The 23,352-nt window shown below is 71.6% G+C and carries 14 protein-coding genes and 1 riboswitch; of the genes, 11 read left to right on the forward strand and 3 right to left on the reverse strand.

Annotation, left to right across the window (positions count from 1 at the left end; genetic code table 11):
* Positions 1–60 precede the first annotated feature (60 nt).
* Positions 61–1,743, reverse strand: coding sequence for a PucR family transcriptional regulator ligand-binding domain-containing protein (locus AB0M76_RS04055; RefSeq protein WP_365951417.1), 1,683 nt, complete (start codon positions 1,741–1,743; stop codon positions 61–63).
* A gap of 254 nt (positions 1,744–1,997) precedes the next feature.
* Here AB0M76_RS04055 and AB0M76_RS04060 point away from each other — a divergent pair, with 254 nt between their 5' ends.
* The 6 genes from AB0M76_RS04060 to AB0M76_RS04085 all read left to right on the forward strand — a co-directional run bounded on the left by AB0M76_RS04060 (position 1,998) and on the right by AB0M76_RS04085 (position 10,430).
* Positions 1,998–2,891 (forward strand): xanthine dehydrogenase family protein subunit M, encoded by an 894-nt coding sequence (locus tag AB0M76_RS04060; protein ID WP_266662413.1) that lies wholly within the window; start codon positions 1,998–2,000, stop codon positions 2,889–2,891.
* A gap of 2 nt (positions 2,892–2,893) precedes the next feature.
* Complete coding sequence (locus tag AB0M76_RS04065; RefSeq protein WP_365951418.1) at positions 2,894–3,526, forward strand: (2Fe-2S)-binding protein; 633 nt, start codon at positions 2,894–2,896, stop codon at positions 3,524–3,526.
* A 2-nt stretch (positions 3,527–3,528) separates the two neighbouring features.
* Entirely contained in the window at positions 3,529–5,931 is a 2,403-nt protein-coding gene (locus AB0M76_RS04070) for a molybdopterin cofactor-binding domain-containing protein (RefSeq protein WP_365951419.1), read from the forward strand.
* A gap of 354 nt (positions 5,932–6,285) precedes the next feature.
* The gene (locus AB0M76_RS04075) at positions 6,286–7,749 is read left to right on the forward strand and encodes an NCS2 family permease (RefSeq protein WP_365951420.1); all 1,464 of its coding nucleotides are present in this window, start codon (positions 6,286–6,288) and stop codon (positions 7,747–7,749) included.
* A gap of 75 nt (positions 7,750–7,824) precedes the next feature.
* Positions 7,825–8,988: an XdhC family protein gene (locus tag AB0M76_RS04080; protein WP_365951421.1), complete on the forward strand. Its 1,164-nt coding sequence runs from the start codon at positions 7,825–7,827 to the stop codon at positions 8,986–8,988.
* 143 nt (positions 8,989–9,131) lie between these two features.
* Positions 9,132–10,430: a YncE family protein gene (locus AB0M76_RS04085; RefSeq protein ID WP_365951422.1), complete on the forward strand. Its 1,299-nt coding sequence runs from the start codon at positions 9,132–9,134 to the stop codon at positions 10,428–10,430.
* Positions 10,431–10,502: 72 nt separating this feature from the next.
* On the opposite strand, the gene AB0M76_RS04090 is transcribed toward AB0M76_RS04085, so the two are convergent.
* Positions 10,503–12,725: a germacradienol/geosmin synthase gene (locus AB0M76_RS04090; RefSeq protein ID WP_365951423.1), complete on the reverse strand. Its 2,223-nt coding sequence runs from the start codon at positions 12,723–12,725 to the stop codon at positions 10,503–10,505.
* A gap of 726 nt (positions 12,726–13,451) precedes the next feature.
* Between AB0M76_RS04090 and AB0M76_RS04095 the strand changes: the two genes are divergently transcribed.
* Entirely contained in the window at positions 13,452–14,522 is a 1,071-nt protein-coding gene (locus AB0M76_RS04095) for a cytochrome P450 (protein WP_365951424.1), read from the forward strand.
* On the forward strand, positions 14,515–15,753 hold the full coding sequence (locus AB0M76_RS04100; protein WP_365951425.1) for a cytochrome P450: 1,239 nt from the start codon (positions 14,515–14,517) through the stop codon (positions 15,751–15,753). Before AB0M76_RS04095 ends, AB0M76_RS04100 begins: the two co-directional genes overlap by 8 nt.
* An 88-nt stretch (positions 15,754–15,841) precedes the next feature.
* Here AB0M76_RS04100 and cobN read toward each other — a convergent pair whose 3' ends face one another.
* Positions 15,842–19,450, reverse strand: a complete 3,609-nt coding sequence (cobN, locus tag AB0M76_RS04105; RefSeq protein ID WP_365951426.1) for a cobaltochelatase subunit CobN — start codon at positions 19,448–19,450, stop codon at positions 15,842–15,844.
* A 32-nt stretch (positions 19,451–19,482) separates the two neighbouring features.
* A riboswitch (cobalamin riboswitch) is annotated at positions 19,483–19,624 on the reverse strand.
* Between the two features lie 194 nt (positions 19,625–19,818).
* Here cobN and cobG point away from each other — a divergent pair.
* The 3 genes from cobG to AB0M76_RS04120 are packed head-to-tail and all read left to right on the forward strand — an operon-like array spanning position 19,819 to position 23,272.
* Positions 19,819–21,120 (forward strand): precorrin-3B synthase, encoded by a 1,302-nt coding sequence (gene cobG / locus AB0M76_RS04110; RefSeq protein WP_365951427.1) that lies wholly within the window; start codon positions 19,819–19,821, stop codon positions 21,118–21,120.
* On the forward strand, positions 21,117–21,764 hold the full coding sequence (locus AB0M76_RS04115; RefSeq protein WP_365951428.1) for a precorrin-8X methylmutase: 648 nt from the start codon (positions 21,117–21,119) through the stop codon (positions 21,762–21,764). Before cobG ends, AB0M76_RS04115 begins: the two co-directional genes overlap by 4 nt.
* Positions 21,761–23,272, forward strand: coding sequence for a precorrin-2 C(20)-methyltransferase (locus tag AB0M76_RS04120; RefSeq protein WP_365951429.1), 1,512 nt, complete (start codon positions 21,761–21,763; stop codon positions 23,270–23,272). The genes AB0M76_RS04115 and AB0M76_RS04120 overlap by 4 nt, the downstream gene beginning before the upstream one ends.
* The last annotated feature ends 80 nt before the right edge of the window (positions 23,273–23,352 follow it).

A 23,352-nucleotide genomic window follows, 5' to 3' on the forward strand; every position in this document is an offset into this window, starting at 1 on the left:
CTCTTTCACAAAGTCCGGACGCCGCGTCAGGCACCCGGCACCGCCCCTGGCCGGATCTGCTCAGCTCATCCGCAGTGCCAGGAAGAAGTCGAGCTTGTCTTCCAGCCGCGAGAGGTCACGCCCCGTCAACTGCTCGATTCGCCCGACCCGGTAGCGCAGCGTGTTGACGTGCAGGTGCAGCCGCGTCGCACACCGCGTCCACGAGCCGTCGCAGTCCAGGAACGCCTCCAGCGTCGGAATGAGCTCCGCGCGGTGGCGGCGGTCGTAGTCCCGCAGCGGGTCCAGCAGGCGCGCCGTGAAGGCCCGGCGCACGTCGTCCGGGACGAACGGCAGCAGCAGTACGTGCGAGGCCAGCTCGTGGTGGCCCGCCGCGCAGACCCGGCCCGGGCGCGCCGCGGCGACCCGGCGGGCGTGCCGGGCCTCCTCCAGCGCCCCGCGCAGCCCCTCCGCGGAGTGCACGGCCGCGCTGACGCCCAGCGTGATCCGGCCGTCGTCGGCGAGGCCCGCCTGCAGGGGCTCCCGTACGGCGGAGAGCAGCTCGTCGGCGTGCAGGGCGCGGTCCGGGCCGCCCTTCTCCTCGCCGGGCTCCCCGGGCAGCGAGGGCAGCGGTACGAGCGCGATGGCCTCGTCACCCGCATGGGCCACCGCGATCCGGTCCGAGGGCTCGGGCCCCGAGACGGACGGGTCGACCAGGATCTCCTCCAGCAGCGACTGGGCCACCGGGCCGCCGGGGATGTCCCCGCCGTCCCAGTCGACCCGCGCCACGACGACCTGCCAGTGCGGGGCGGTGCCCAGCCCCGGCAGCAGCACCGGGGCCGCGACCCGCAGGCGGGCGGCGATCTCGGCGGGCGCGGCGCCCGTCTGGACCAGCTCGAGCACCTCCTGGGCGAGCCGGCGGCGCACCGTACGGGCCGCGTCGCGCCGGTCCCGCTCGACGGCGATCAGCTGGGTCACGCCCTGGAGCAGGTCGAGCCGCTCGGCGGGCCAGTCGCCCGCGTTCGCCTCGACGGCCAGCAGCCAGTCCGAGAGCACGCTCTCGCGCACGTCACGGGCCCCGGGGCCGCCCGGGGCCCGCCCCGCTCCCCTGATCGGGAACAGGGAGTAGGTAATACCCTGGATGGAGATCCGGTGCGGGCCCCTGCGCCCGGTGCGGACCGCCGCCAGGTGCTCGCCGGCCAGCGTCGCGCAGACGCCTGGTGCCAGGGGTTCTCCCGCTCCGGCGATCTGCCGGCCCGTGGGGGACAGAACCCAGGCGCGCAGATCGAGGTCGGTGGTGAGCAGATCGAGCACCACGTCGGGTCCACCGCCCGCGGGGCCCGAGGTCATCAGGCGGCGGTGCCGGTCCACGACGGCCGCAAGATCGCCCGCGCGCTCCCCCGAGACCTGCCGCACCACATACTCGGTGATCGTGGCGAATGCAACGTCTTCGTTCACAGCGAACAAGGGCAGCCGGTTGCGCCGACAGGCTGAAACGAGATCGTCGGGGATGTCCCCGAGCTCCGCCTCGCCGGCCGCGAGGCCCGCGACGCCCGCGCTCGCCAGGATTCGTACGAACGGCTCGGAGTCGGCTGAATTTCTTCGCCAGGCCAGGCCAGTGAGGACGAGTTCGCCCCCCGTGAGGTATCGGCTGGGATCCCTCAGGTCGGTCGTCATGACGCCGCGGACCGTCCGGTCGAGTTCGTCCTCGCCGCCCAGCAGCCGCAGCCCCAGCGCCTCGGTTTCCAGCAGTGCGCGCAGCCGCATGGTGTCGCCGCCGATCTGTCTCGAATGTTGCCGTTGGAAATCGGGCAGGTCGTTGCATCCTGCCTTTCATACGAATCTACAAGACGAGGGAGGCCGCCAGCCAACTCCTTCATGGTTTCGGTGACTGCACCGGGGGGACGCGCGGCTTGTGTACTGACTCCACACCGCGTTAACAGCACGTGAACGACCAGTCGAGGGCCTCATGGCCTCCTGGCTTGAAGTGAACGACACGATGAAGAAGAAGAGAGCCGCACATGGACTTCCTTCGCCCCGCCAGCTGGGAGGAGGCGCTCGCCGCTAAGGCCGAGTTCCCCACAGCTGTGCCGATTGCGGGTGGCACCGACATCATGGTCGAGATCAACTTCGACCACCGCCGTCCGGAGTACCTCCTCGACCTCAACCGCATCGGGCTGCTGCGGGAGTGGGAGGTAGGCGAGGAGGTCACCAAGCTGGGCGCCTCCGTCCCGTACACCCAGATCATGGAGAACCTGCGCGGCACGCTGCCGGGTCTCGCGCTCGCCTCGCACACGGTCGCGTCCCCCCAGATCCGCAACCGCGGCGGTGTCGGCGGCAACCTCGGTTGCGCCTCGCCCGCCGGTGACTCCCACCCCGCCCTCCTCGCCGCCGGCGCCGAGGTCGAGGTCGAGTCCGTACGCGGCTCCCGCCTGATCCCGATCGACGAGTTCTACACGGGCGTCAAGCGCAACGCGCTCGCCGCCGACGAGCTCATCAAGTCGGTCCACATCAAGAACGCCACGGGCCCGCAGCAGTACTCCAAGGTCGGCTCGCGCAACGCGATGGTCATCGCCGTGTGCGCCTTCGGCCTGGCCCTGCACCCCGACACCCGGACGGTCCGCACCGGCATCGGTTCGGCCGCGCCGACCCCGATCCGCGCGAAGGCCGCCGAGGAGTTCCTGAACGCCGCGCTCGAAGAGGGCGGCTTCTGGGAGTCCGGCAAGGTCATCACCCCGTCGATCGCCAAGCAGTTCGGTGAGCTCGCCACCGGCGCGGCCAACCCGATCGACGACGTCCGCGGCACGGCGAAGTACCGCCGCCACGCGGTAGGCATCATGGCTCGCCGCCAGCTCGTCTGGACGTGGGAGCAGTACCGCGGCACGAACGGCCGCTCGCTTGAAGGGGCTGCGTAACCATGCGCGTCAATTTCACTGTCAACGGCCGTCCGCAGGAAGCCGACGACGTCTGGGAGGGCGAATCCCTCCTCTACGTCCTGCGCGAGCGCCTGGGCCTGCCGGGTTCGAAGAACGCCTGTGAGCAGGGCGAGTGCGGTTCCTGCACCGTCCGCCTCGACGGCGTGCCGGTCTGTTCCTGCCTGGTCGCGGCCGGTCAGGTCCAGGACCGCGACGTCGTGACCGTCGAGGGCCTGGCGGACTTCGCCAAGCAGCGCGAAGAGCACGGCCACGGCGGTGCCTGCGGCACCGGCGGCGGCTGCGGCGGCAAGGGCGTCACCACCGACGAGGCCAAGCGCTGGTCCGCGCACGGGTCCGACAGCGGGCTCCGCCCGCGGGCCGGTGACTCCCAGACCGGTGAGGGCGTCGAGCTCTCCGGCATCCAGCAGGCGTTCATCGACGCCGGCGCCGTTCAGTGCGGTTTCTGCACCCCCGGTCTGCTCGTCCAGGCGGACGCGCTCCTGGAGCAGAACTCCGACCCGTCCGACCAGGACATCCGTGAGGCCCTGTCCGGCAACCTCTGCCGTTGCACGGGCTACGAGAAGATCCTCGACGCGGTCCGCCTCGCGGCCGCCCGTCAGGGAGAGGCGGTCTGACCATGGCTCAGAACACCCGCACCGTGCCCGCCGGTACGCCGACGAACGTCACCCAGAAGCACAACAAGGGCGGCATCGGCGAGTCCATCCTGCGTCCGGACGGCACCCTCAAGGTCACCGGTGAGTTCGCCTACTCCTCGGACATGTGGCACGAGGACATGCTCTGGGGCCAGACCCTGCGCAGCACCGTCGCCCACGCCGAGATCGTCTCCATCGACATCTCCGAGGCGCTCGCCATGCCCGGCGTGTACTCGGTCCTGACGTACGACGACCTGCCCGCCGAGATGAAGAACTACGGCCTCGAGATCCAGGACACCCCGGTTCTCGCCCACGGCCGGGTACGCCACCACGGTGAGCCGGTCGCCCTCGTGGCCGCCGACCACCCGGAGACCGCCCGCCGCGCGGCCGCCAAGATCAAGATCGACTACCGCGAGCTGCCGCTCGTCACCGACGAGGCCTCCGCCCTCGCCGAGGGCGCGCCGCTGATCCACGAGGGCCGCGACGACCACCACATCGGTCACGTCCCGCACCCGAACATCGTGCACCGCCAGCCGATCATCCGCGGCAACGTGGAAGAGGCCCGCAAGCGCGCCGACGTCATCGTCGAGGGCGAGTACACCTTCGGCATGCAGGACCAGGCCTTCCTCGGCCCGGAGTCCGGTCTGGCCGTGCCGTCCGAGGACGGCGGTGTCGAGCTGTACGTCGCCACCCAGTGGCTGCACTCGGACCTCCAGCAGATCGCCCCGGTCCTGGGCCTCCCGCCGGAGAAGGTCCGTATGACGCTCTCGGGCGTCGGCGGTGCCTTCGGCGGCCGCGAGGACATCTCGATGCAGATCCACGCCTGCCTCCTGGCCCTGGCCACGAACAAGCCGGTCAAGATCGTCTACAACCGGTTCGAGTCCTTCTTCGGCCACGTGCACCGCCACCCGGCGAAGCTGTACTACGAGCACGGCGCCACCAAGGACGGCAAGCTCACGCACATGAAGTGCAAGATCGTCCTGGACGGCGGCGCGTACGCGTCCGCCTCCCCGGCGGTCGTGGGCAACGCCTCCTCCCTCTCGGTGGGTCCCTACGTCCTGGAGGACGTGGACATCGAGGCGATCGCGCTCTACACGAACAACCCGCCCTGTGGCGCGATGCGCGGCTTCGGTGCCGTCCAGGCCTGCTTCGCCTACGAGGCCCAGATGGACAAGCTCGCGGCGAAGCTGGGCATGGACCCGGTCGAGTTCCGCCAGCTGAACGCCATGGAGATGGGCACGATCATGCCCACCGGCCAGGTCGTGGACGCCCCGGCGCCCGTCGCCGAGCTGCTGCGCCGGGTCAAGGCCCGCCCGCTGCCGCCGGAGCGCCAGTGGGAGACCGCCGGCGAGGGCGCGGACGTCCGAGCGCTGCCCGGTGGCCTCTCGAACACCACCCACGGTGAGGGCGTCGTCCGCGGCGTCGGCTACGCGGTCGGCATCAAGAACGTCGGCTTCTCCGAGGGCTTCGACGACTACTCCACCGCCCGCGTGCGCCTGGAGGTCATCAACGGCGAGCCCGTCGCGATGGTCCACACGGCCATGGCGGAGGTCGGCCAGGGCGGCATCACCGTCCACACGCAGATCGCCCGTACCGAGCTGGGCGTCACGCAGGTGACCATCCACCCCGCCGACACCCAGGTCGGCTCCGCCGGTTCCACGTCCGCCTCGCGGCAGACGTACATGACCGGTGGCGCGGTGAAGAACACCTGTGAGGCCGTCCGCGAGGCGCTCCTGGAGATCGGCCGCCGCAAGAAGGGCTCGTACCACCCGGCGTGGGCCACCGCCGAGCTGCTGCTCGAAGGCGGCAAGGTCGTCACCGACGGCGGAGAGGTCCTCGGCGACATCGCCGAGATCCTGGAGGACGAGGCCATCGACCTCGAACTCGAGTTCCGCCACCACCCGACCGTCCCGTTCGACCTGGTCACCGGCCAGGGCAACGGTCACGTCCAGTACACCTTCGCCGCGCACCGCGCGGTCGTCGAGGTGGACACCGAGCTGGGCCTGGTCAAGGTCGTCGAGCTGGCGACCGCGCAGGACGTCGGCAAGGCGCTGAACATGCTCTCCGTGGTCGGCCAGATCCAGGGTGGTACCACCCAGGGCCTGGGCGTCGCGATCATGGAAGAGATCATCGTGGACCCGAAGACCGCGAAGGTGCGCAACCCCTCCTTCACGGACTACCTGATCCCGACCATCCTCGACACCCCGACCATCCCGGTCGACGTCCTGGAGCTCGCCGACCCGAAGGCGCCGTACGGCCTGCGCGGAATGGGCGAGGCCCCGACCCTCTCGTCCACCCCGGCCGTCCTCGCGGCGATCCGGCAGGCGACCGGTCTGGAGATCAACAAGACGCCGATCCGTCCGGAAGCCCTCACCGGCACCCTCTAGGACGGCGTGGTCCGGGGGCCGCGAGGCCCCCGGACCCCCACAGATTTCCGGGCGGTGTGACACCGGGAACGTCACACTTCCAGCCACACCGCCCGGAGCAAGAAGTCCGGAGTACGAAAAACCGCACCGCTCGCGGTCCGTTCGACCGGCAGTACCCCACGAAACACCCGGTGGCCCCGGCACCCCGGAGCCGCCACCAGTACCGCAGAACCCCCGCAGTACCCGCAGTACACGCAGTGATTTTCGCGTCGCCTCGGGCCGTCACCCCGGGTCGTGCAGCCAAACGGAGTTTCCCAAATCCCGTGTCTCCAATCTTTATGCGGGTGCCCCTTTGAACCTTGGGAGTTAGGCACCATGACCCAGTCGTCTGTGGAGCCCAAGACCACCGCGGAAGAGGCCGGCGACGGCTCTCGTACCCCCGCCGGGCGTTCTTGGCTCGACCGGTACTTTCACATCACCCATAGAGGATCCAGCGTCGGCAATGAGATTCGTGGCGGAGTCACGACCTTCATGGCCATGGCGTACATCCTCCTGCTCAACCCGCTGATCCTCTCCGGCAAGGATGTCGCCGGAGACACCATGAGCCAGAAGGCTCTCATCACCGCCACCGCGTTCGCGGCGGCCCTGACCACGCTCCTCATGGGCTTCGTCGGCAAGGTCCCGCTGGCCCTGGCCGCAGGCCTTTCCGTCTCGGGCGTGCTCTCCTCGCAGGTCGCCCCGCAGATGACCTGGCCGCAGGCCATGGGCATGTGCGTGATGTACGGCGTCGTGATCTGTCTCCTGGTCGTCACCGGCCTCCGGGAGATGATCATGAACGCGATCCCGCTCGCGCTCAAGCACGCGATCACCATGGGCATCGGCATGTTCGTCGCCCTGATCGGCCTCGTGAAGGCCGGCTTCGTCGGCAAGGGCTCCGAGTTCGGTCCCCCCGTCCAGCTCGGTTCGGTCGGTGAGCTCGCCGGCTGGCCCGTCCTGATCTTCTGCGTCACCCTGCTGACCATCTTCATGCTGCAGGCCCGCAAGGTCCCCGGCGCGATCCTGATCGGCATCGTCGGCGGCACCGTGCTCGCCGCGATCCTCAATGCCGTCGCGGACATCGACGCGAAGGCCTGGCGCAACGGTCCGCCCACCCTGGACGGCTCCGCGGTCTCGATGCCGGACTTCTCGCTCTTCGGCCAGGTCGAGTTCGGCGGCTGGGGCGACGTCGGCGTCATGACGGTCGGCATGATCGTCTTCACCCTGGTCCTCGCCGGCTTCTTCGACGCGATGGCCACCATCATCGGCGTCGGCACCGAGGCCAAGCTCGCCGACGACAAGGGCCGTATGCCGGGCCTGTCCAAGGCGCTGTTCATCGACGGCGCCGGTGGCGCCATCGGCGGCTTCACCGGCGGCTCCGGCCAGACCGTGTTCGTCGAGTCCGCCACCGGCGTCGGCGAGGGCGCCCGCACGGGCCTCGCCTCCGTCGTCACGGGCCTGTTCTTCGCCGCCTGCCTCTTCTTCACCCCGATCACGCAGATCGTCCCGGGTGAGGTCGCCTCCGCGGCCCTGGTCGTCATCGGCGCGATGATGATGCAGAACGCCCGCCACGTGGACTGGGCCGACACCGCAACCGCCATCCCGGTCTTCCTGACCGTGGTGGTCATGCCCTTCACGTACTCGATCACCCCGGGTGTCGCTGCCGGTGTCATCTCCTACGTGGCCATCAAGGTCGCGCAGGGCAAGGCCCGCGAGATCGGCGCCTTCATGTGGGTCCTGACCGGTGTCTTCCTGGTCTTCTTCGCCCTCCACCCGATCGAGGCGTGGCTCGGTGTGAAGTAAGGCCGGGCTCGTGATCAAGACCTGACCCTCCACGCATCCGATACTGGAAACCGAACCTCTCCGAGGAGGCCGCACATGCTGGACATCGCCGAAGAACTGAACCGGTGGGTCGAGCAGGGACGTGACTTCGCCGTCGCCACCGTGGTGGCGGTCGGCGGGAGCGCGCCCCGGCAGCCCGGAGCCGCACTCGCCGTCGACGGCGAGGGCACGGCCATCGGCTCGGTTTCCGGCGGATGCGTGGAGGGCGCGGTGTACGAGCTGTGCCGGCAGGCGCTGGAGGACGGCGAGACCGTCCTGGAGCAGTTCGGCTACAGCGACGACGATGCCTTCGCCGTGGGTCTGACCTGCGGCGGGATCATCGACATCCTCGTCACCCCGGTCCCCGTGGGATCCCCGGCGCGCGAGGTGTTCGCGGCCGCGCTGGCCGCGGCCGCCCGCGGCGAGGCCGCGGCGGTCGCCCGGATCGCGGAGGGGCCGGACGAGCTCAAGGGCCGCGCCGTACTCGTCCGGGGCGACAGCGGCCACGAGGGCGGTTTCGGGGGCCACCCCGAGCTGGACCGCACCATCGCCGAGGAGGCCCGCGCCATGCTGGACGCGGGCAGGACCGGTGTGCTGGAGATCGGCGCCGACGGCCGGCTCTGCGGAGAGCCGCTCAAGGTGCTCGTCGAGTCCAGCGTCCCGCCGCCGCGGATGATCGTCTTCGGCGCCATCGACTTCGCGTCCGCCCTGGTGCGGATCGGCAAATTCCTCGGCTACCACGTGACCCTGTGTGACGCGCGACCCGTGTTCGCGACGAAGAACCGTTTCCCCGAGGCGGACGAGATCGTCGTCGAATGGCCGCACCGCTACCTCGAGGCACAGTCCTCGGCGGGCTCGCTGGACGGCCGGACGGTCCTGTGCGTGCTCACCCACGACGCCAAGTTCGACGTCCCGCTCCTCGAACTGGCCCTCAAGCTGCCCGTCGCGTACGTCGGCGCCATGGGCTCCCGCCGTACCCACGAGGACCGCAACAAGCGGCTCCGCGAGGTCGGCGTGACCGAGCTCGAGCTCGCCCGGCTGCGCTCCCCGATCGGCCTGGACCTCGGCGCCCGCTCCCCGGAGGAGACCGCGCTGTCCATCGCCGCCGAGATCGTCGCCAACCGCCGCGGCGGCTCCGGCGCGGCCCTCACCGGAGCGCACATACCGATCCACCCGAATACCTCGAACACGGTGATCGGCAGGATCGGCTCCGTCGCCTGAAGGACCTGAAGGCGCGGGCGTGAAGAAACGGGCGTGAAGCAGCGGGTGTGAAGAAAAGGGCGTGACCCGAGGGTTGCGCCCTTTTGCTGTTCCGCCTATTTTACCGGCCGGTAACAGCGCTTCCTTGCAACGGAGTTGAGCGGATGTCCAGGACCGCCCGCACGGCCCGCACGGCCCGCACCGCCCGTACCCCCGTACGTACGCTCCTCGCCGGCTGTGCGCTGGTCGCGGCCTCGCTCGCCGGGGGCACCGCATCGGCCTCCGCCCCGGCCGCGGGCCACGGCCCCGCCGCCGGCCCCGGCGTCCGCGAGGTGCTGTTCGTCGGCAACAACTGGGAGGGGACCGCCGATGTGCTCGCCTCCACCGGGGACCTCGCCAAGGTCGGCCGGATCAATATGATCCCCGACAAGGAGGAGCGGCTCCGGGAGATCTACCTCAATCCGATCAAGCTCGGCTTCTTCCTCGGCATCCGCAACACCGCGGGCGAGGGCCACGACCAGTTCGTGGACGACATGTACACCACCCCGGACGGTACCGCCGTGGTCGCCTCCCGCCCCAGCTTCGCCGACGCCGTCTCGATCGACGTGCGGACGGGCCGGGTCAACTGGCGCTTCCCCGTCGCCGGCTACCGCTCCGACCACATGGCGGTCTCGCCGGACGGCACCCGCGTCGCCGTCTCCGCCTCCACCGCCAACACCGTGCACGTCCTGGACATCGCCACCGGGCGGCAGCTCGGCTCCTTCCCGACCGGCGACAAGCCGCACGAGAACACCTTTTCCCGTGACGGCCGCTACCTGTGGAACAGCTCCATCGGGGACGTCACCTCCGCCCTCGACGCGCCCTGGCTGGACTGGACGAAGGGCGACCGGAAGATCACCGTCGTCGACGCGCAGACCTTCCGCACGGTCCGCGTGATCGACATGCGCGAGCGCCTGAACGCCTTCGGCCGCTCGGACCTGTCCGATGCCGTCCGGCCCATGTCGTTCAGCCCCGACGAGTCCAAGCTCTACTTCCAGGTGTCCTTCTTCAACGGGGTCGTCGAGTACGACGTGGCCACCGACCGGATCACCCGGATCAAGGAGCTCCCCCGCAATCCCGCCACCCACGCGGACCGCACCACCTGGGTCAACGACTCCCGCCACCACGGCATGTCCATGAGCCCGGACGGGGCCAAGCTCTGCATCGCGGGCACCATGGACGACTACGCCACCGTCGTGGACCGCGCCACCCTCGCCGAGGGGCCGCTGGTCCAGGCCGACAAGCCGTACTGGGCCACCGTCGACGGGGACGGCACGGCCTGCGTGATCTCCGAGAGCGGTGCCGACCGGGTCACCGCCATCGACTTCGCCACCGGGACGAAGCGGGTCTCCGTCCCCGTCGGCGACCACCCCCAGCGCGTCCGCCTCGGCCACGTCCCGACGGGGTGGACGGGTCCGCAGTAGCAGCGCCCGCAGGAGCGGCGTTCGCCCGCACGGGCAGCGGTAGGCGCACCGCCCGGGCCGGGCCGGGCGGGATCAGGCGGGCAGGGAGATGCGGGCCGCCGACATGCCGAAGGAGGAGCTGCAGGTTCCGGGGGTCAGGCCGGTGGGCTTCGGGTACAGGTCCTCGTCGCGGTAACGGCGTACGCTCTGGTGCCAGTTGAGGACGGCGACCATCCAGTCCTCCAGCTCCCGCACGTACGCGTCGAGCGAGGCGCGCGCCTGCCGGTCGAGGCCGTGGTCCTCGTACAGCACCGGCAGCTGGTGGTCCCGGATGTGCTCGAACTCCCGGGTGCGCTGCTCCAGCAGGTCGGCGACGATCGCGAACGCCTGCGGGTAGTCGATGTCGAAGAAGTTCTGGGTGACGAGGACATGGTTGTGGACCTCGCCCTCGACCTCGATCTCCTTCTGGTACGAGTGGAGGTCGTTGAGGATGCACCCGACGTCCGCCGCCGCGCTCTCCAGCGAGTGCATCACGCCGTCCCGGTAGACCTCGGGCGGGACGCCGTCGCCCTCGTGGCCGAACTTGGCCAGGAACATCGTCAGGTACGAGCCGAACGTGAAGCGGCGCATCTCGGCGTAGTCGACCGGGTCGGGAATCCGGTTCACGACGGCGTTGCCGATCTCCCAGACCCAGCTGTCCAGCATCCCGGTCACGTGCCCGCGGAACTCCGCGCGCATCGCAGCGCTCATCCCGGCGACGGTGCGGGCCCACAGGTCCTTCAGGCTCAGCTCCATGGCGGTGACCGGCTCCGGGGCCTCGGCCGGGTCGACCGGGATCATGGAGATCAGCCGGTCGGTCGCCGCCCGCGCCGCTCCGGGTGACTTCGAGCCGCCGAAGACCTTGGGGTAGTAGTCGTCCGCGTACGTGCCCCAGGCCAGCCACTGCGCGCTCAGGCTCAGCGCCTCGGGCGTGGCGTCGGGGTCGATGCCCGCCGAGCACAGCGCGAAGTCCATGCCGACCAGCTTGGCCTCGTCCCAGATGTCGGAGCCGGGGTCGCCGGGCTGCGGATGCAGCAGGCCCATCTCCCGGCACCAGAGCACCAGTTCCCGGCGCGCCCGGTCCAGGTGCGGACTGAGGGTGAGCGGGAACGGCATGTGGAACTCGGGCAGCAGCGAAGGGCCCACCTTCTGGAACGGCACGTGTGTGAAGCTGCGCCGGCGCATGTCCATGGCGCGGGGGGTGAACACCGAGCGCAGGTCGAGGGCGGCGGCTCCGGGCCCGCTGGGCATGAAGGGCAGGGCGAGCGGGGCCGCCGCCCCTGCCCTGGCCTCCTCGTTCATGTAGCGGCTGGAGACCATGTGCCATTCGTGGCCGCCGGACTGCCAGTCCTGCAGGCCCTTCGCGTACGCGAGTACGGACGCCTGCTCGACGGGGTCGAGCCCGTGCCGGGCGGCGAGCGCGGGGACCTCGGCGAGGGCCGTGTACTCGAACTGCTGGAGCCGCGAGGTCAGCAGGTCGTTCGACAGGTCGGCGGCCTCCTGGGTGGTGCACTTCAGGAAGGTCTCCAGGACCAGGACGGCGTTGGAGAGTTCGCCCTCCTGCTCCACCTCGCGCTGGTAGGAGAAGATGTCGTTGCGGATGTGCACCGCGTCGGAGAACGCGTCGCGCAGCACCTCGAGCGGACGCGCGTGCGCGACCCGGGCCGGCACCTCGGCGGACACGTACTCGATCAGCCCCGCGGACCAGGGGGCGCCGCCGACCTTGCGGCGCATCTCGATGTACTCGAGCGGGTTGGCCACCCGGCCGATGTTGATGTTGTGGAGCTCCCACATCGACTCGTTGAGGAGGTTCCTCGTCGACTCGGAGAATCGTTCCCGCCAGTCCATGGACATCGCGGGCACGGTCCGCGACCAGAGGTCCTTGAGGCCCGCCTCGACCGGGTTCGTGGGCTCGGGGAACCCGTCGGCGAGGTCCATCGGCATGAACGCGGCCAGCCCGTCGAGGTACTTCTTCGCGCCCTCGCGGTCCTGGGTGCGCTTGTAGACCTCGAGGAAGTGGTCGTCGAAGAAGAACACCCACACGTACCAGTCGGTGACCAGGTCCAGTGCGTCGCCGCCGCAGTCGGGGTGCGTGTACGAGCACAGCAGCGCGTAGTCGTGCGAGTCCAGGTCCTTCTGCGTCCAGACGCCGGACCCCTCCAGCATCCCGAAGCCGCGGGCCCACTGCCGGGTGTGCGTTCTCGCGGCCTCCAGGTGCGGGTTCTGTCGTGCCGGATAGGGCACGTAGAAATCCGGCAGTTGAAACGGCTGTGTCACGGCGGGATGGACCTTTCCGTCCGAGGGCGCGGGGGCCCCTTGGCCGCGGCCCCCCGCACGAGATCAGCAGTGCCCTACCCCGGTTGCCGCCGGGACAAGGGAGAGTTCACCGCTTCAGGTGACGCACGAGCCGTTCCGGGGCGCAGGTGCCTGGCGGGATATAAGGCACCCGTGCCGCGAGGGCCCGCGGCCGGCCCGCCGGGTGCCGGGTCGAACGCCGTATGACCGTCCACGGTTCGCGCTCACCCGCATGTGCAGGCAATAAGTCAAATCCGAGAGGTGTCGGTATTCGTGTTGTCACGCGGCGTTCGAATTCATTCGAAGGCGTGGAGGAAGCCCTTCCGGATATCGGATTTGGCCAGTGCCAAGGCGGAACCATTGACTACTTCCGTCACTTGCGTGTCTACTCGCTGCAACGGCCACGCAACACGGCGGGTGTACCTCCCGTGCATATCAACTGCCGTGCCCGGTCGAACCATTGATGTGCGCAAGCACACGTGAAGGAGGGGAAAGACATGAAGAAGACGATTCTCGCTGCCCTGCGCAGCACCCCGATCTGCCGGGACCTTTCGTTCGTCAAGAAGAGCGAGCCGAGCCTGAAGCAGAGCGCCTGGTACTTCTGGTACTAAGCCGGAAATACCAGCACCGGGCCCGTACCCGGCAGGGCCGACCCGGCCCTTCCGGCCCCGCCGTGTACGGGCCTTCGGCATTCCCCGGAGCCCTCATATGCCAGCCACGCCCCTGACGCGTGCGCACACGCGCCGCGCCACCGTATTCGCCCCGCGACTCCAGGCACTCATCGACGACCACCTGGGAAAGGACCTCGTCCGGCTGGAGCCGGACACCATCGGAATTGCCGGAGCGGAACTCTCCGACAGAATTCTCGCCGCGCGAAAGGCGACCGAGACCGAGCGGCCGACATTCAAACCCCTGCACGGCCGGTCCATTTCCAAGACCGAGGCCTCTTCCGTGATGCGCACCATCGGAAAGGACGTGCGCAAAGCCCTGGAGCGCCCGATACCGCAGGACACGGATCTGTCGGGGCCGTGGCCCCTCACCGGCCACGACTTCCTCCGCGATCTGATCCTGCGCGACGACCCCGCGCGGCTGCGGATCCTGATGTCCCGGACGCTGGAGATCGACCCGAAGCTGACCTGGTCCACGATCGTCGCCGGAGCCGCGCTCCCGCGCAGGCCCCGGCCCGGCCCGCACCTGACGCACATCGGCAGCCTGTTCGCCGAGGCCGAGGGATACCACGACCGCCGGTACGCCATGGGCATGTACCGACGCGCGGCCGCTCCCGTCTGCTTCACCGTCTCCACCCTCGTCGCGAACGCCCTGTGGCTCGGCTCTCCGTTCGACGACGGCGACTCGAACCGGAACATCCTCTACGAGGCGATGCGGCTGCTGCCGCCCTCCTGGAACCTGCTGCGCAACCGCAGCCCCGAGTACCCCGCCCTCGACTCCCGCATCGGGCCCGGCGACGACGTACTGGTGCTGCCGCTGCTCACCCACCGCGACCCCGCCCTGTGGGACTCCCCGCAGGAGTTCCGGCCCGCCCGGTGGGACATCCTCGACCCGGACACCACCCCCGGATACATGCCGTTCGGCCACGCGAGCGAGCGCTGCTGGGGGCGGCACATGGTCATGCCGCTGGCGGAACTCCTGCTCGACCACATCCGCCGGACCGGACTCGTCGTGGCCCCCGGCCAGCGCACCGCCGACGTGCCGCTCGTCGGCCTCCTCGGGGTGAAGACCGTCCACGTCGGCCACAAGAACCGGGTGCACCATGCGTGACCGCAAGACCCACGACCGCCAGGGCCGTGACCGCAACAACGCCGAGATCCTGGCCGACGACTGGCAGGACCGCGCCCACGAGATCTACCGGAGCCGGCGGCAGGACGGCGGCATCCGGTACCTGCGCTACCCCGGCCCCGGAGCGGTCGAGGGCTGGGTCGTCACCGGCCACGCGGAGGCGAAGGCCCTCCTCGCCGACCCGCGGCTGTCGAAGAACCAGGCCGCCCAGCGGTTCGGCCGGCACATCGGGCTCACCGAGGGGCCCGGAGCGGCGATGTTCTCGCACATGCTCAACGCCGACCCGCCCGACCACACCCGGCTGCGCAAGCTCGTCCAGAAGGCGTTCACCGCCCGCCGCGCCGCAAGCCTGCGGCCCATGGTCGAACAGCTCGTCGGCGGGCTGCTCGACACCCTGGAGGGGAAGGCCGAAGCGGAGCTGATCTCGGAGTTCGCCCTCCCGCTGCCGGTCGCGGTCGCCTTCGAACTGTTCGGCGCCTCCGACGCGGACCACGAGATCCTCCAGATACGGGGCAACAGCCTCGGCGGCGGCCAGGGCGACGGCGAGGTCTCCGTCTTCACGGCGGAGAGCATGCTCGGCTACCTGCGCGCCCTCATCGCCCTCAAGCGCGAGAACCCGGACGACGGGCTGCTGTCCGCCCTGCTCACCGCCCGGGACGAGGGCGGCGACGCCCTCACCGAGGACGAGATCACATCCATGTCCTTCCTCCTCTTCGTCGCCGGCCACCAGACCACGGTCAACCTCGTCGCCAACGGCATCCACGCCCTGCTCACCCACCCCGACCAGCTCGCCGCCCTGCGCGCCGACCCGGAGCTGGTGCACGGCGCGGTCGAGGAGGTCCTGCGCTACGAGTCCCCGTCCGGCCTCGCGTCGTTCCGCTACGCCACCGAGCGCATCAAGATGGGCGGAGTGACCATCCAGAAGGGCGAGTTCGTCCAGATCTCGCTCCTCGGCGCCGACCGGGACCCGGCCGTGTTCGCCGACCCCGACCGGTTCGACATCGGCCGGACCGACGCGGGCCGCCACCTCGCCTTCGGCCACGGCATCCACCACTGCCTCGGGGCGCCGCTCGCCCGCCTGCAGGGCGAGATCGCCCTCACCCGGGTCCTCGAGCGGTTCCCCCGCCTGCGCCTGGACGAGACGCACGAGGCGCGGTGGCAGTCCAACCCCCGCCACCGCGGGCTCCTCAGCCTGCCCGTACGGCTGAGCTGAGCAGCCCGGGAGCCGGAACGCATAGAGCCGGACCGGCCTTCCCACCCGTACGCGGTGAGGAGGCCGGTCCGGCTCCGTGCGGTGCGGACTACTCCGAGTCGCCTTCCAGGTTGCCTTCCGTGTCCAGGTAGACCTGGCGGAGGGATTCGAGGATCTGGGGGTCCGGCTTCTCCCACATGCCGCGGGACTCGGCCTCCAGGAGGCGTTCCGCGATGCCGTGCAGGGCCCAGGGGTTGGCCTCCTCCAGGAAGGCGCGGTTCGTCGGGTCCAGCACGTAGGTTTCCGTGAGCTTGTCGTACATCCAGTCCGCGACCACGCCCGTCGTGGCGTCGTAGCCGAAGAGGTAGTCCACCGTCGCCGCCAGCTCGAAGGCGCCCTTGTAGCCGTGGCGGCGCATCGCCTCGATCCACTTGGGGTTGACCACGCGGGCGCGGAAGACGCGGGACGTCTCCTCGACCAGGGTGCGGGTCTTGACCGTCTCCGGGCGGGTGGAGTCGCCGATGTACGCCTCCGGGGCCGTGCCGCGCAGGGCGCGGACCGTGGCCACCATGCCGCCGTGGTACTGGAAGTAGTCGTCCGAGTCGGCGATGTCGTGCTCGCGGGTGTCCGTGTTCTTCGCGGCCACCGTGATCCGCTTGTACGCGGTCTCCATCTCGGCGCGGGCCGGGCGGCCTTCCAGGCCGCGGCCGTACGCGTAGCCGCCCCACACCGTGTAGACCTCCGCGAGGTCGGCGTCCGTACGCCAGTCGCGGGAGTCGATCAGCTGGAGGATGCCGGCGCCGTACGTGCCCGGGCGCGAGCCGAAGATACGGGTCGTCGCGCGCCGCTCGTCACCGTGCTCGGCCAGGTCCGCCTGGGCGTGGGCCCGGATGTAGTTCTCCGAGGCGGGCTCGTCCAGGGACGCCGCCAGCCGTACCGCGTCGTCCAGCAGGCCGATCACATGCGGGAACGCGTCCCGGAAGAAGCCCGAGATGCGCAGCGTGACGTCGATGCGCGGGCGGCCCAGCTCCTCGAGCGGGATCGGCTCCAGGCCGGTGACGCGGCGCGAGGCCTCGTCCCAGACCGGGCGGACGCCGAGCAGGGCCAGCGCCTCGGCGACGTCGTCGCCGGAGGTGCGCATCGCGCTCGTGCCCCAGAGGGACAGCCCGACGGAGGCCGGCCACTCGCCGTTGTCCGTGCGGTAGCGGGTGAGGAGGGAGTCGGCCAGGGCCTGGCCCGTCTCCCACGCGAGGCGGGACGGGACGGCCTTCGGGTCCACGGAGTAGAAGTTCCGGCCCGTGGGGAGGACGTTCACCAGGCCCCGGAGGGGGGAGCCCGAGGGGCCCGCCGGGACGAAGCGGCCGTCCAGGGCCGAGACGACGTGGGCGATCTCGTCCGTCGTGCCGGCCAGCCGCGGGACGACCTCCCGGGCCGCGAAGTCCAGTACGGCCGCCACGTCCGCCGAGTGGCCGGCGGCGAGCGAAGCCACCGCCTCCGGGGCCCAGTTCGCGTCCTCCATCGCCTGCACCAGCGCGCGGGCCGCCGCCTCCGCCTCGTCGGCGGTCGTACGGGTGGCCGCGGACTCGTCCAGGCCGAGCGCCTCGCGCAGGCCGGGCAGGGCCGTCGTACCGCCCCAGATCTGACGGGCGCGCAGGATCGCGAGGACCAGGTTGACCCGGGCCTCGCCGGTCGGGGCGCCGCCCAGGACGTGCAGGCCGTCGCGGATCTGGGCGTCCTTGACCTCGCACAGCCAGCCGTCGACGTGCAGCAGGAAGTCGTCGAAGCCCTCGTCGTCCGGGCGCTCCTCCAGACCCAGGTCGTGGTGGAGCTTCGCGGCCTGGATCAGGGTCCAGATCTGGGCGCGGATGGCCGGCAGCTTGGCCGGGTCCATCGCCGAGATCTGCGCGTACTCGTCCAGGTGCTGCTCCAGGCGCGCGATGTCGCCGTACGACTCCGCGCGCGCCATCGGCGGCACCAGGTGGTCGACCAGGGTGGCGTGCACGCGGCGCTTGGCCTGCGTGCCCTCGCCCGGGTCGTTGACCAGGAAGGGGTAGATGAGCGGCAGGTCGCCGAGCGCGGCGTCGGGCGCGCAGGCCGCCGACAGGCCGGCGTTCTTGCCCGGCAGCCACTCCAGGTTGCCGTGCTTGCCCAGGTGGATCATCGCGTCGGCGCCGAAGCCGCCGTCCTCGGCGCGCGCCTGGATCCAGCGGTAAGCGGCCAGGTAGTGGTGCGACGGCGGCAGGTCCGGGTCGTGGTAGATCGCGATCGGGTTCTCGCCGAAACCGCGCGGCGGCTGGATCAGGATGAGCAGGTTCCCGCGGCGCAGGGCCGCGAGGACGATGTCGCCCTCCGGGTTGGCGGAGCGGTCCACGAACATGTTGCCCGGGGCCTCGCCCCAGTGCTGCTCCACGCTGCCCCGCAGCTCGGCGGGGAGCTCGGCGAACCACCGCTTGTAGTCGGCGGCCGGGATGCGGACCGGGTTGCGGGCCAGCTGCTCCTCGGTCAGCCAGTCCTGGTCGTGGCCGCCGGCCTCGATCAGGGCGCGGATCAGCTCGTCGCCGTCGCCGGAGACCAGGCCCGGGATCTCCTCGACGGGGCCGAAGTCGTAGCCGCCCGCGATGAGGGTGCGCAGCAGCTCCACGGCGCTGGCCGGGGTGTCGAGGCCGACCGCGTTGCCGATGCGGGAGTGCTTGGTGGGGTACGCGGAGAGGACGAGCGCGAGCTTCTTGTCGCGCCGCTCGATGTGCCGGAGGCGGGCGTGCCGGACGGCGATGCCGGCGACGCGGGCAGCGCGCTCGGGGTCGGCCACGTAGGCGGGCAGGCCGTCCTCGTCGAGCTCCTTGAAGGAGAACGGGACGGTGATCAGACGGCCGTCGAACTCGGGCACGGCGACCTGCGTCGCGGCGTCGAGCGGGGACAGGCCCTCGTCGCTCTCCTCCCAGGCGCTGCGCGAGCCGGTCAGGCACAGGGCCTGCAGGATCGGGACGCCGAGCGCGGCCAGCGCGCCCGCGTCCCACGACTCGTCGTCGCCGCCCGCCGAGGCGGTGGCGGGCTTGGTGCCGCCGGCCGCGAGGACGGTGGTGACGACCGCGTCAGCCGACTCCAGCGCGGCGATCAGGTCCGGCTCCGGAGCGCGCAGGGAGGACACGTAGAGGGGGAGCGCCTGGGCGTCCTGGGCCTCGATCGCATCGCACAGGGCGTGCACGAAGGCGGTGTTGCCGCTCATCTGGTGGGCGCGGTAGTACAGCACGGCGATCCGCGGACCCTCGGTGGTCCCGGGCGTGCGCTCCAGCGGGCCCCAGGTCGGCGCGGCGGCCGGCGGCTCGAAGCCGTGGCCGGTGAGCAGCACGGTGTCGGAGAGGAACCGGGCCAGCTGGTCCAGGTTGGCGGGGCCGCCGTGGGCGAGGTAGCCGTGCGCCTCGGCCGCGATGCCGATCGGGACCGTGGAGGCCTCCATCAGCTGGGCGTCCGGGGCCTGTTCGCCGGTCAGGACCACCACCGGGCGGGTCTGGGCCGGCGCCAGGAGCAGGTCGAGGCCGTCCTGCCAGGCGCGCAGGCCGCCGAGGAGGCGTACGACGACCAGGTCGACGCCGTCGAGCAGCCCGGGCAGGTCGTCGAGGGGAAGGCGGGACGGGTTCGCGAACCGGTACGGCACGGGGCCGTCCGCGGCGCGGGCGCTGAGCAGATCGGTGTCGGACGTCGACAGCAGCAGGATCATGCGGCGGCAGGCCTTCCTCGGGGTTTCCGCGCCCCGGGCAGTGAGGACAGCGGGAGTTCCTGACTCACCCGGCGGATTGCTCTGCAGGGTTCACAGTGGCGGGACCGCGCCGGATTCGCACCGGGCTTCCTCCCGGCGGGCCATGTGGCTCCGCCGCTGGTCATCTTAGGTGGCGATCTCCCTGACCGGGAGTGGGGGTGGCCCGCGCCCGGGCGCCCGACCGGCGGACCCGCCCCCGCCCCCCGACCCCCCGCGCGCCCCCCCCGCTCCGCGGAGCGCCGAGCCCGCCCGCGCACCACCGCTGCGCGGAGGGGTGGGTGGTGACGGCCACAGGTCGGGGCGGGGGAATCGTGGGTATGCTCGCCGCCATGCCGCCCCAGCCCCCCTCCGCCGCATCGCGGGACGAACCCGTCATACGCGACCGCGGTGACGCCTGCCCCGGTGCGCTGCGGCTGCACGCCGCGGACGACGGGTTCCTGGCCCGGGTCCGGGTACCCGGCGGGATGCTCGACGCGGACGCGGCCTCGCTGCTGGCCGATGCCGCGGAGCGGCTCGGCGACGGGCACATCGACCTCACCTCCCGCGGCAATGCGCAACTGCGCGGCCTCGGGGCGGGCTGCGGCGGCGAACTGCAGTCCGTGCTCGTCCGCGCCGGCCTGCTGCCCGCGCCCACCCACGAGCGCGTCCGCAACATCGTCGCCTCGCCGCTGACCGGCCTCGACCGGCGCGGCCTGCCCGACGTGGCGCCCTGGGTCGCAGAGCTGGACCGGCTGCTGTGCACGAGCGCGCCCGCGGCCGGGCTGTCCGGCCGCTTCCTGTTCGCCCTCGACGACGGCCGCGGCGACGTCACCTCCCTCGCCGCGGACGTGAACCTGGTCGCCCGGGACGCCGACCGAACCCTGCTGTGGACGGCCGATCCGGCGGACGCCCTGCTCGTGGCCGCGGCCGACGCGCCCCGGGCCGCCCTCGTGGCCGCCGCGTACTTCCTCGACGCCGTCCGGGAAGCCGGTACCCGGGCCTGGCGGGTTGCCGAGCTGCCCGCCGAACATGCCCTGCTCTCCGGTGAGTTGGGTGTGCGGCTGGCCGCCGCCGGGATCGAGGCCGCCCTCGTACGGGAAGACGCCCGGCGCTCCCCGGCCCCTGAGCCCGGCATCGTCGAAGGGCCCCACGGCACCGCCGCGCTCAGCGTCCTCGCACCGCTGGGCCGCCTGACCACCGCGCAGTGGCGCCTGCTGGCCGGCCTCACGGGCCGCATCCGCCTGACCCCCTGGCGCGGCATCGTCGTCCCCGGCCTGCCCGCCCGCGCCGCAGCACAAGAGCTGGCCGCCCTCGCCGAGGCCGGGCTGGTCACCGCCCCTGACGACCCCTGGCGGTCCGTCACCGCCTGTACCGGACGCCCCGGTTGCGCCAAATCCCTCGCGGACGTACGCGCCGACGCGCGCGCCGCCGTCACCCGTGCGACCGGCCCCCTGCCCGTGCACTGGTCCGGGTGCGAACGCCGGTGTGGGCACCCCCGCGGTACCGCGTGGGTGGACGTGGTCGCCACACCCACGGGCTACGACCTCTCTGCGGCCGGCCGCACCCCGCGCCGCGGCCTCCAGACCTCCGAACTTCCCGCGGCCCTCGCGGACGCACGCCGCACCACCTCCCACGACGCAGCGAAGAAATGAGCGAGTACACAGTGTTCGAGTACGAGAAGGACGGCGCGGCGATCTACCGCCAGTCCTTTGCCACGATCCGCGCCGAGGCGGACCTCTCCGGGCTGCCCGCCTCCGTCGCCCAGGTCGCGGTACGCATGATTCACGCCTGCGGAATGACCGACCTGCCCCAGGACCTCGGCTACACCCCCGACGTCGTGCTGCGCGCGCGTGCCGCCCTGACCGCCGGCGCGCCGATCCTCTGCGACGTGCAGATGGTCGCCAGCGGGGTCACCCGCAAGCGGCTGCCCGCCGACAACGAGGTGATCTGCACCCTCTCCGACCCGGCCGTGCCCGCCCTCGCCGCGAAGATGGGCACCACGCGCAGCGCCGCCGCCCTCGAAGTCTGGCGCGACCGCGGCCTGCTGGAGGGCTCCGTGATCGCCGTCGGCAACGCGCCGACCGCGCTGTTCCGGCTGCTCGAGATGATCGAGGAGGGCGCCCCGCGCCCCGCCGCCGTCATCGGCGTCCCGGTCGGCTTCATCGGCGCCGCCGAGTCCAAGGACGCGCTCGCCGCCCACGTCTCCGGCCTCGACCACCTGATCGTGCGCGGCCGGCGCGGCGGCAGCGCCATCGCGGCCGCCGCCGTCAACGCGATCGCGAGCGAGGAAGAATGAGCAGCGCAGCCAGCACCGCAGCCCGCACCGGAAAGCTGTACGGCGTCGGGCTCGGCCCCGGCGACCCCTCCCTGATGACCCTCCGGGCCGTCCAGGTCATCGCCGAGGCCGATGTCGTCGCGTACCACAGCGCCCGCCACGGCCGCTCGATCGCCCGCTCGATCGCCGCCGAGCACCTGCGCGCGGACCACGTCGAGGAGCCGCTGGTCTATCCGGTCACCACCGAGACCACCGACCACCCAGGCGGCTACCAGGGGGCGATGGAGGAGTTCTACGAGGAGTCCGCCGCCCGGCTGGCCGCGCACCTGGAGGCCGGCCGGACCGTCGCCGTGCTCGCCGAGGGAGACCCGCTCTTCTACGGCTCGTACATGCACATGCACAAGCGGCTCGCCGACCGCTACGAGGCCGAGGTGATCCCCGGGGTGACGTCGGTGAGCGCCGCCGCCGCCCGGCTCGGCACCCCGCTCGTCGAGGGCGAGGAGGTGCTGACGATCCTGCCCGGCACCCTGCCGGAGGAGGAGCTCACCGCCCGCCTCGCCGCCACGGACTCCGCGGTCGTGATGAAGCTCGGCCGCACCTTCCCCGCCGTGCGCCGGGCCATGGAGGGCAGCGGGCGGCTGGCGGAGGCCCGGTACGTCGAGCGCGCCACCATGGCGGGCGAGCGGACCGGCGTCCTCGCCGACACCGACCCCGACAGCGTCCCGTACTTCGCCGTCGCCGTCGTGCCCAGCCGCATCGGCAACCCTGGCAGCGTGCCGTCCGGGCCCGGCGGGGTCGCCGTCGTCGGCACCGGACCGGCCGGGCCGCTCTGGCTCACCCCCGAGACCCGGCGGGCGCTGGCCGACGCCGAGGTGCTCGTCGGGTACACCACGTACCTGGACCGCGTACCCGTCAAGCCGGGCCAGATCCGGCACGGCTCCGACAACAAGGTCGAGTCGGAGCGCGCCGAGTTCGCGCTCGACCTCGCCCGCCGCGGCAAGCGGGTCGTCGTGGTCTCCGGTGGCGACCCGGGCGTCTTCGCCATGGCCACCGCCGTCCTGGAGGTCGCGGGGCAGCCGGAGTACAAGGACGTGCCCGTACGGGTCCTGCCGGGGGTGACCGCCGCCAACGCGGCAGCCGCCGCGGCCGGGGCCCCGCTCGGCCACGACTACGCCACGATCTCCCTGTCGGACCGGCTCAAGCCGTGGGAGGTCATCGCGGAGCGGCTGCGCGCCGCCGCCGCAGCCGACTTGGTGCTCGCCCTGTACAACCCGGGCTCGCGCAGCCGGACCTGGCAGGTCGCCCAGGCCAAGGAGCTGCTGCTGGAGCTGCGTTCGCCGCAGACACCGGTTGTGGTCGCGCGGGACGTGGGCGGTCCGCAGCAGTCGGTCCGCATCCTCGAGCTCGGCGAACTGGAGCCGTCCGAGGTGGACATGCGCACGATCCTGCTGATCGGATCCTCGCAGACCCAGGTCACGGAGCGGCCGGACGGCTCCCGGGTGACGTGGACCCCGCGCCGCTACCCGTGACCGGGTGAGGAGGTGACGTGAGGTTCGGGCTTTCGCGTTGAGTGGCCGCCGTGCCGCGGCTTACGGGAGCGTACGAAGGG

The sequence above is a fragment of the Streptomyces sp. NPDC051364 genome, from assembly GCF_040682115.1.
In the GTDB taxonomy this organism is placed as follows: Bacteria; Actinomycetota; Actinomycetes; order Streptomycetales; family Streptomycetaceae; genus Streptomyces.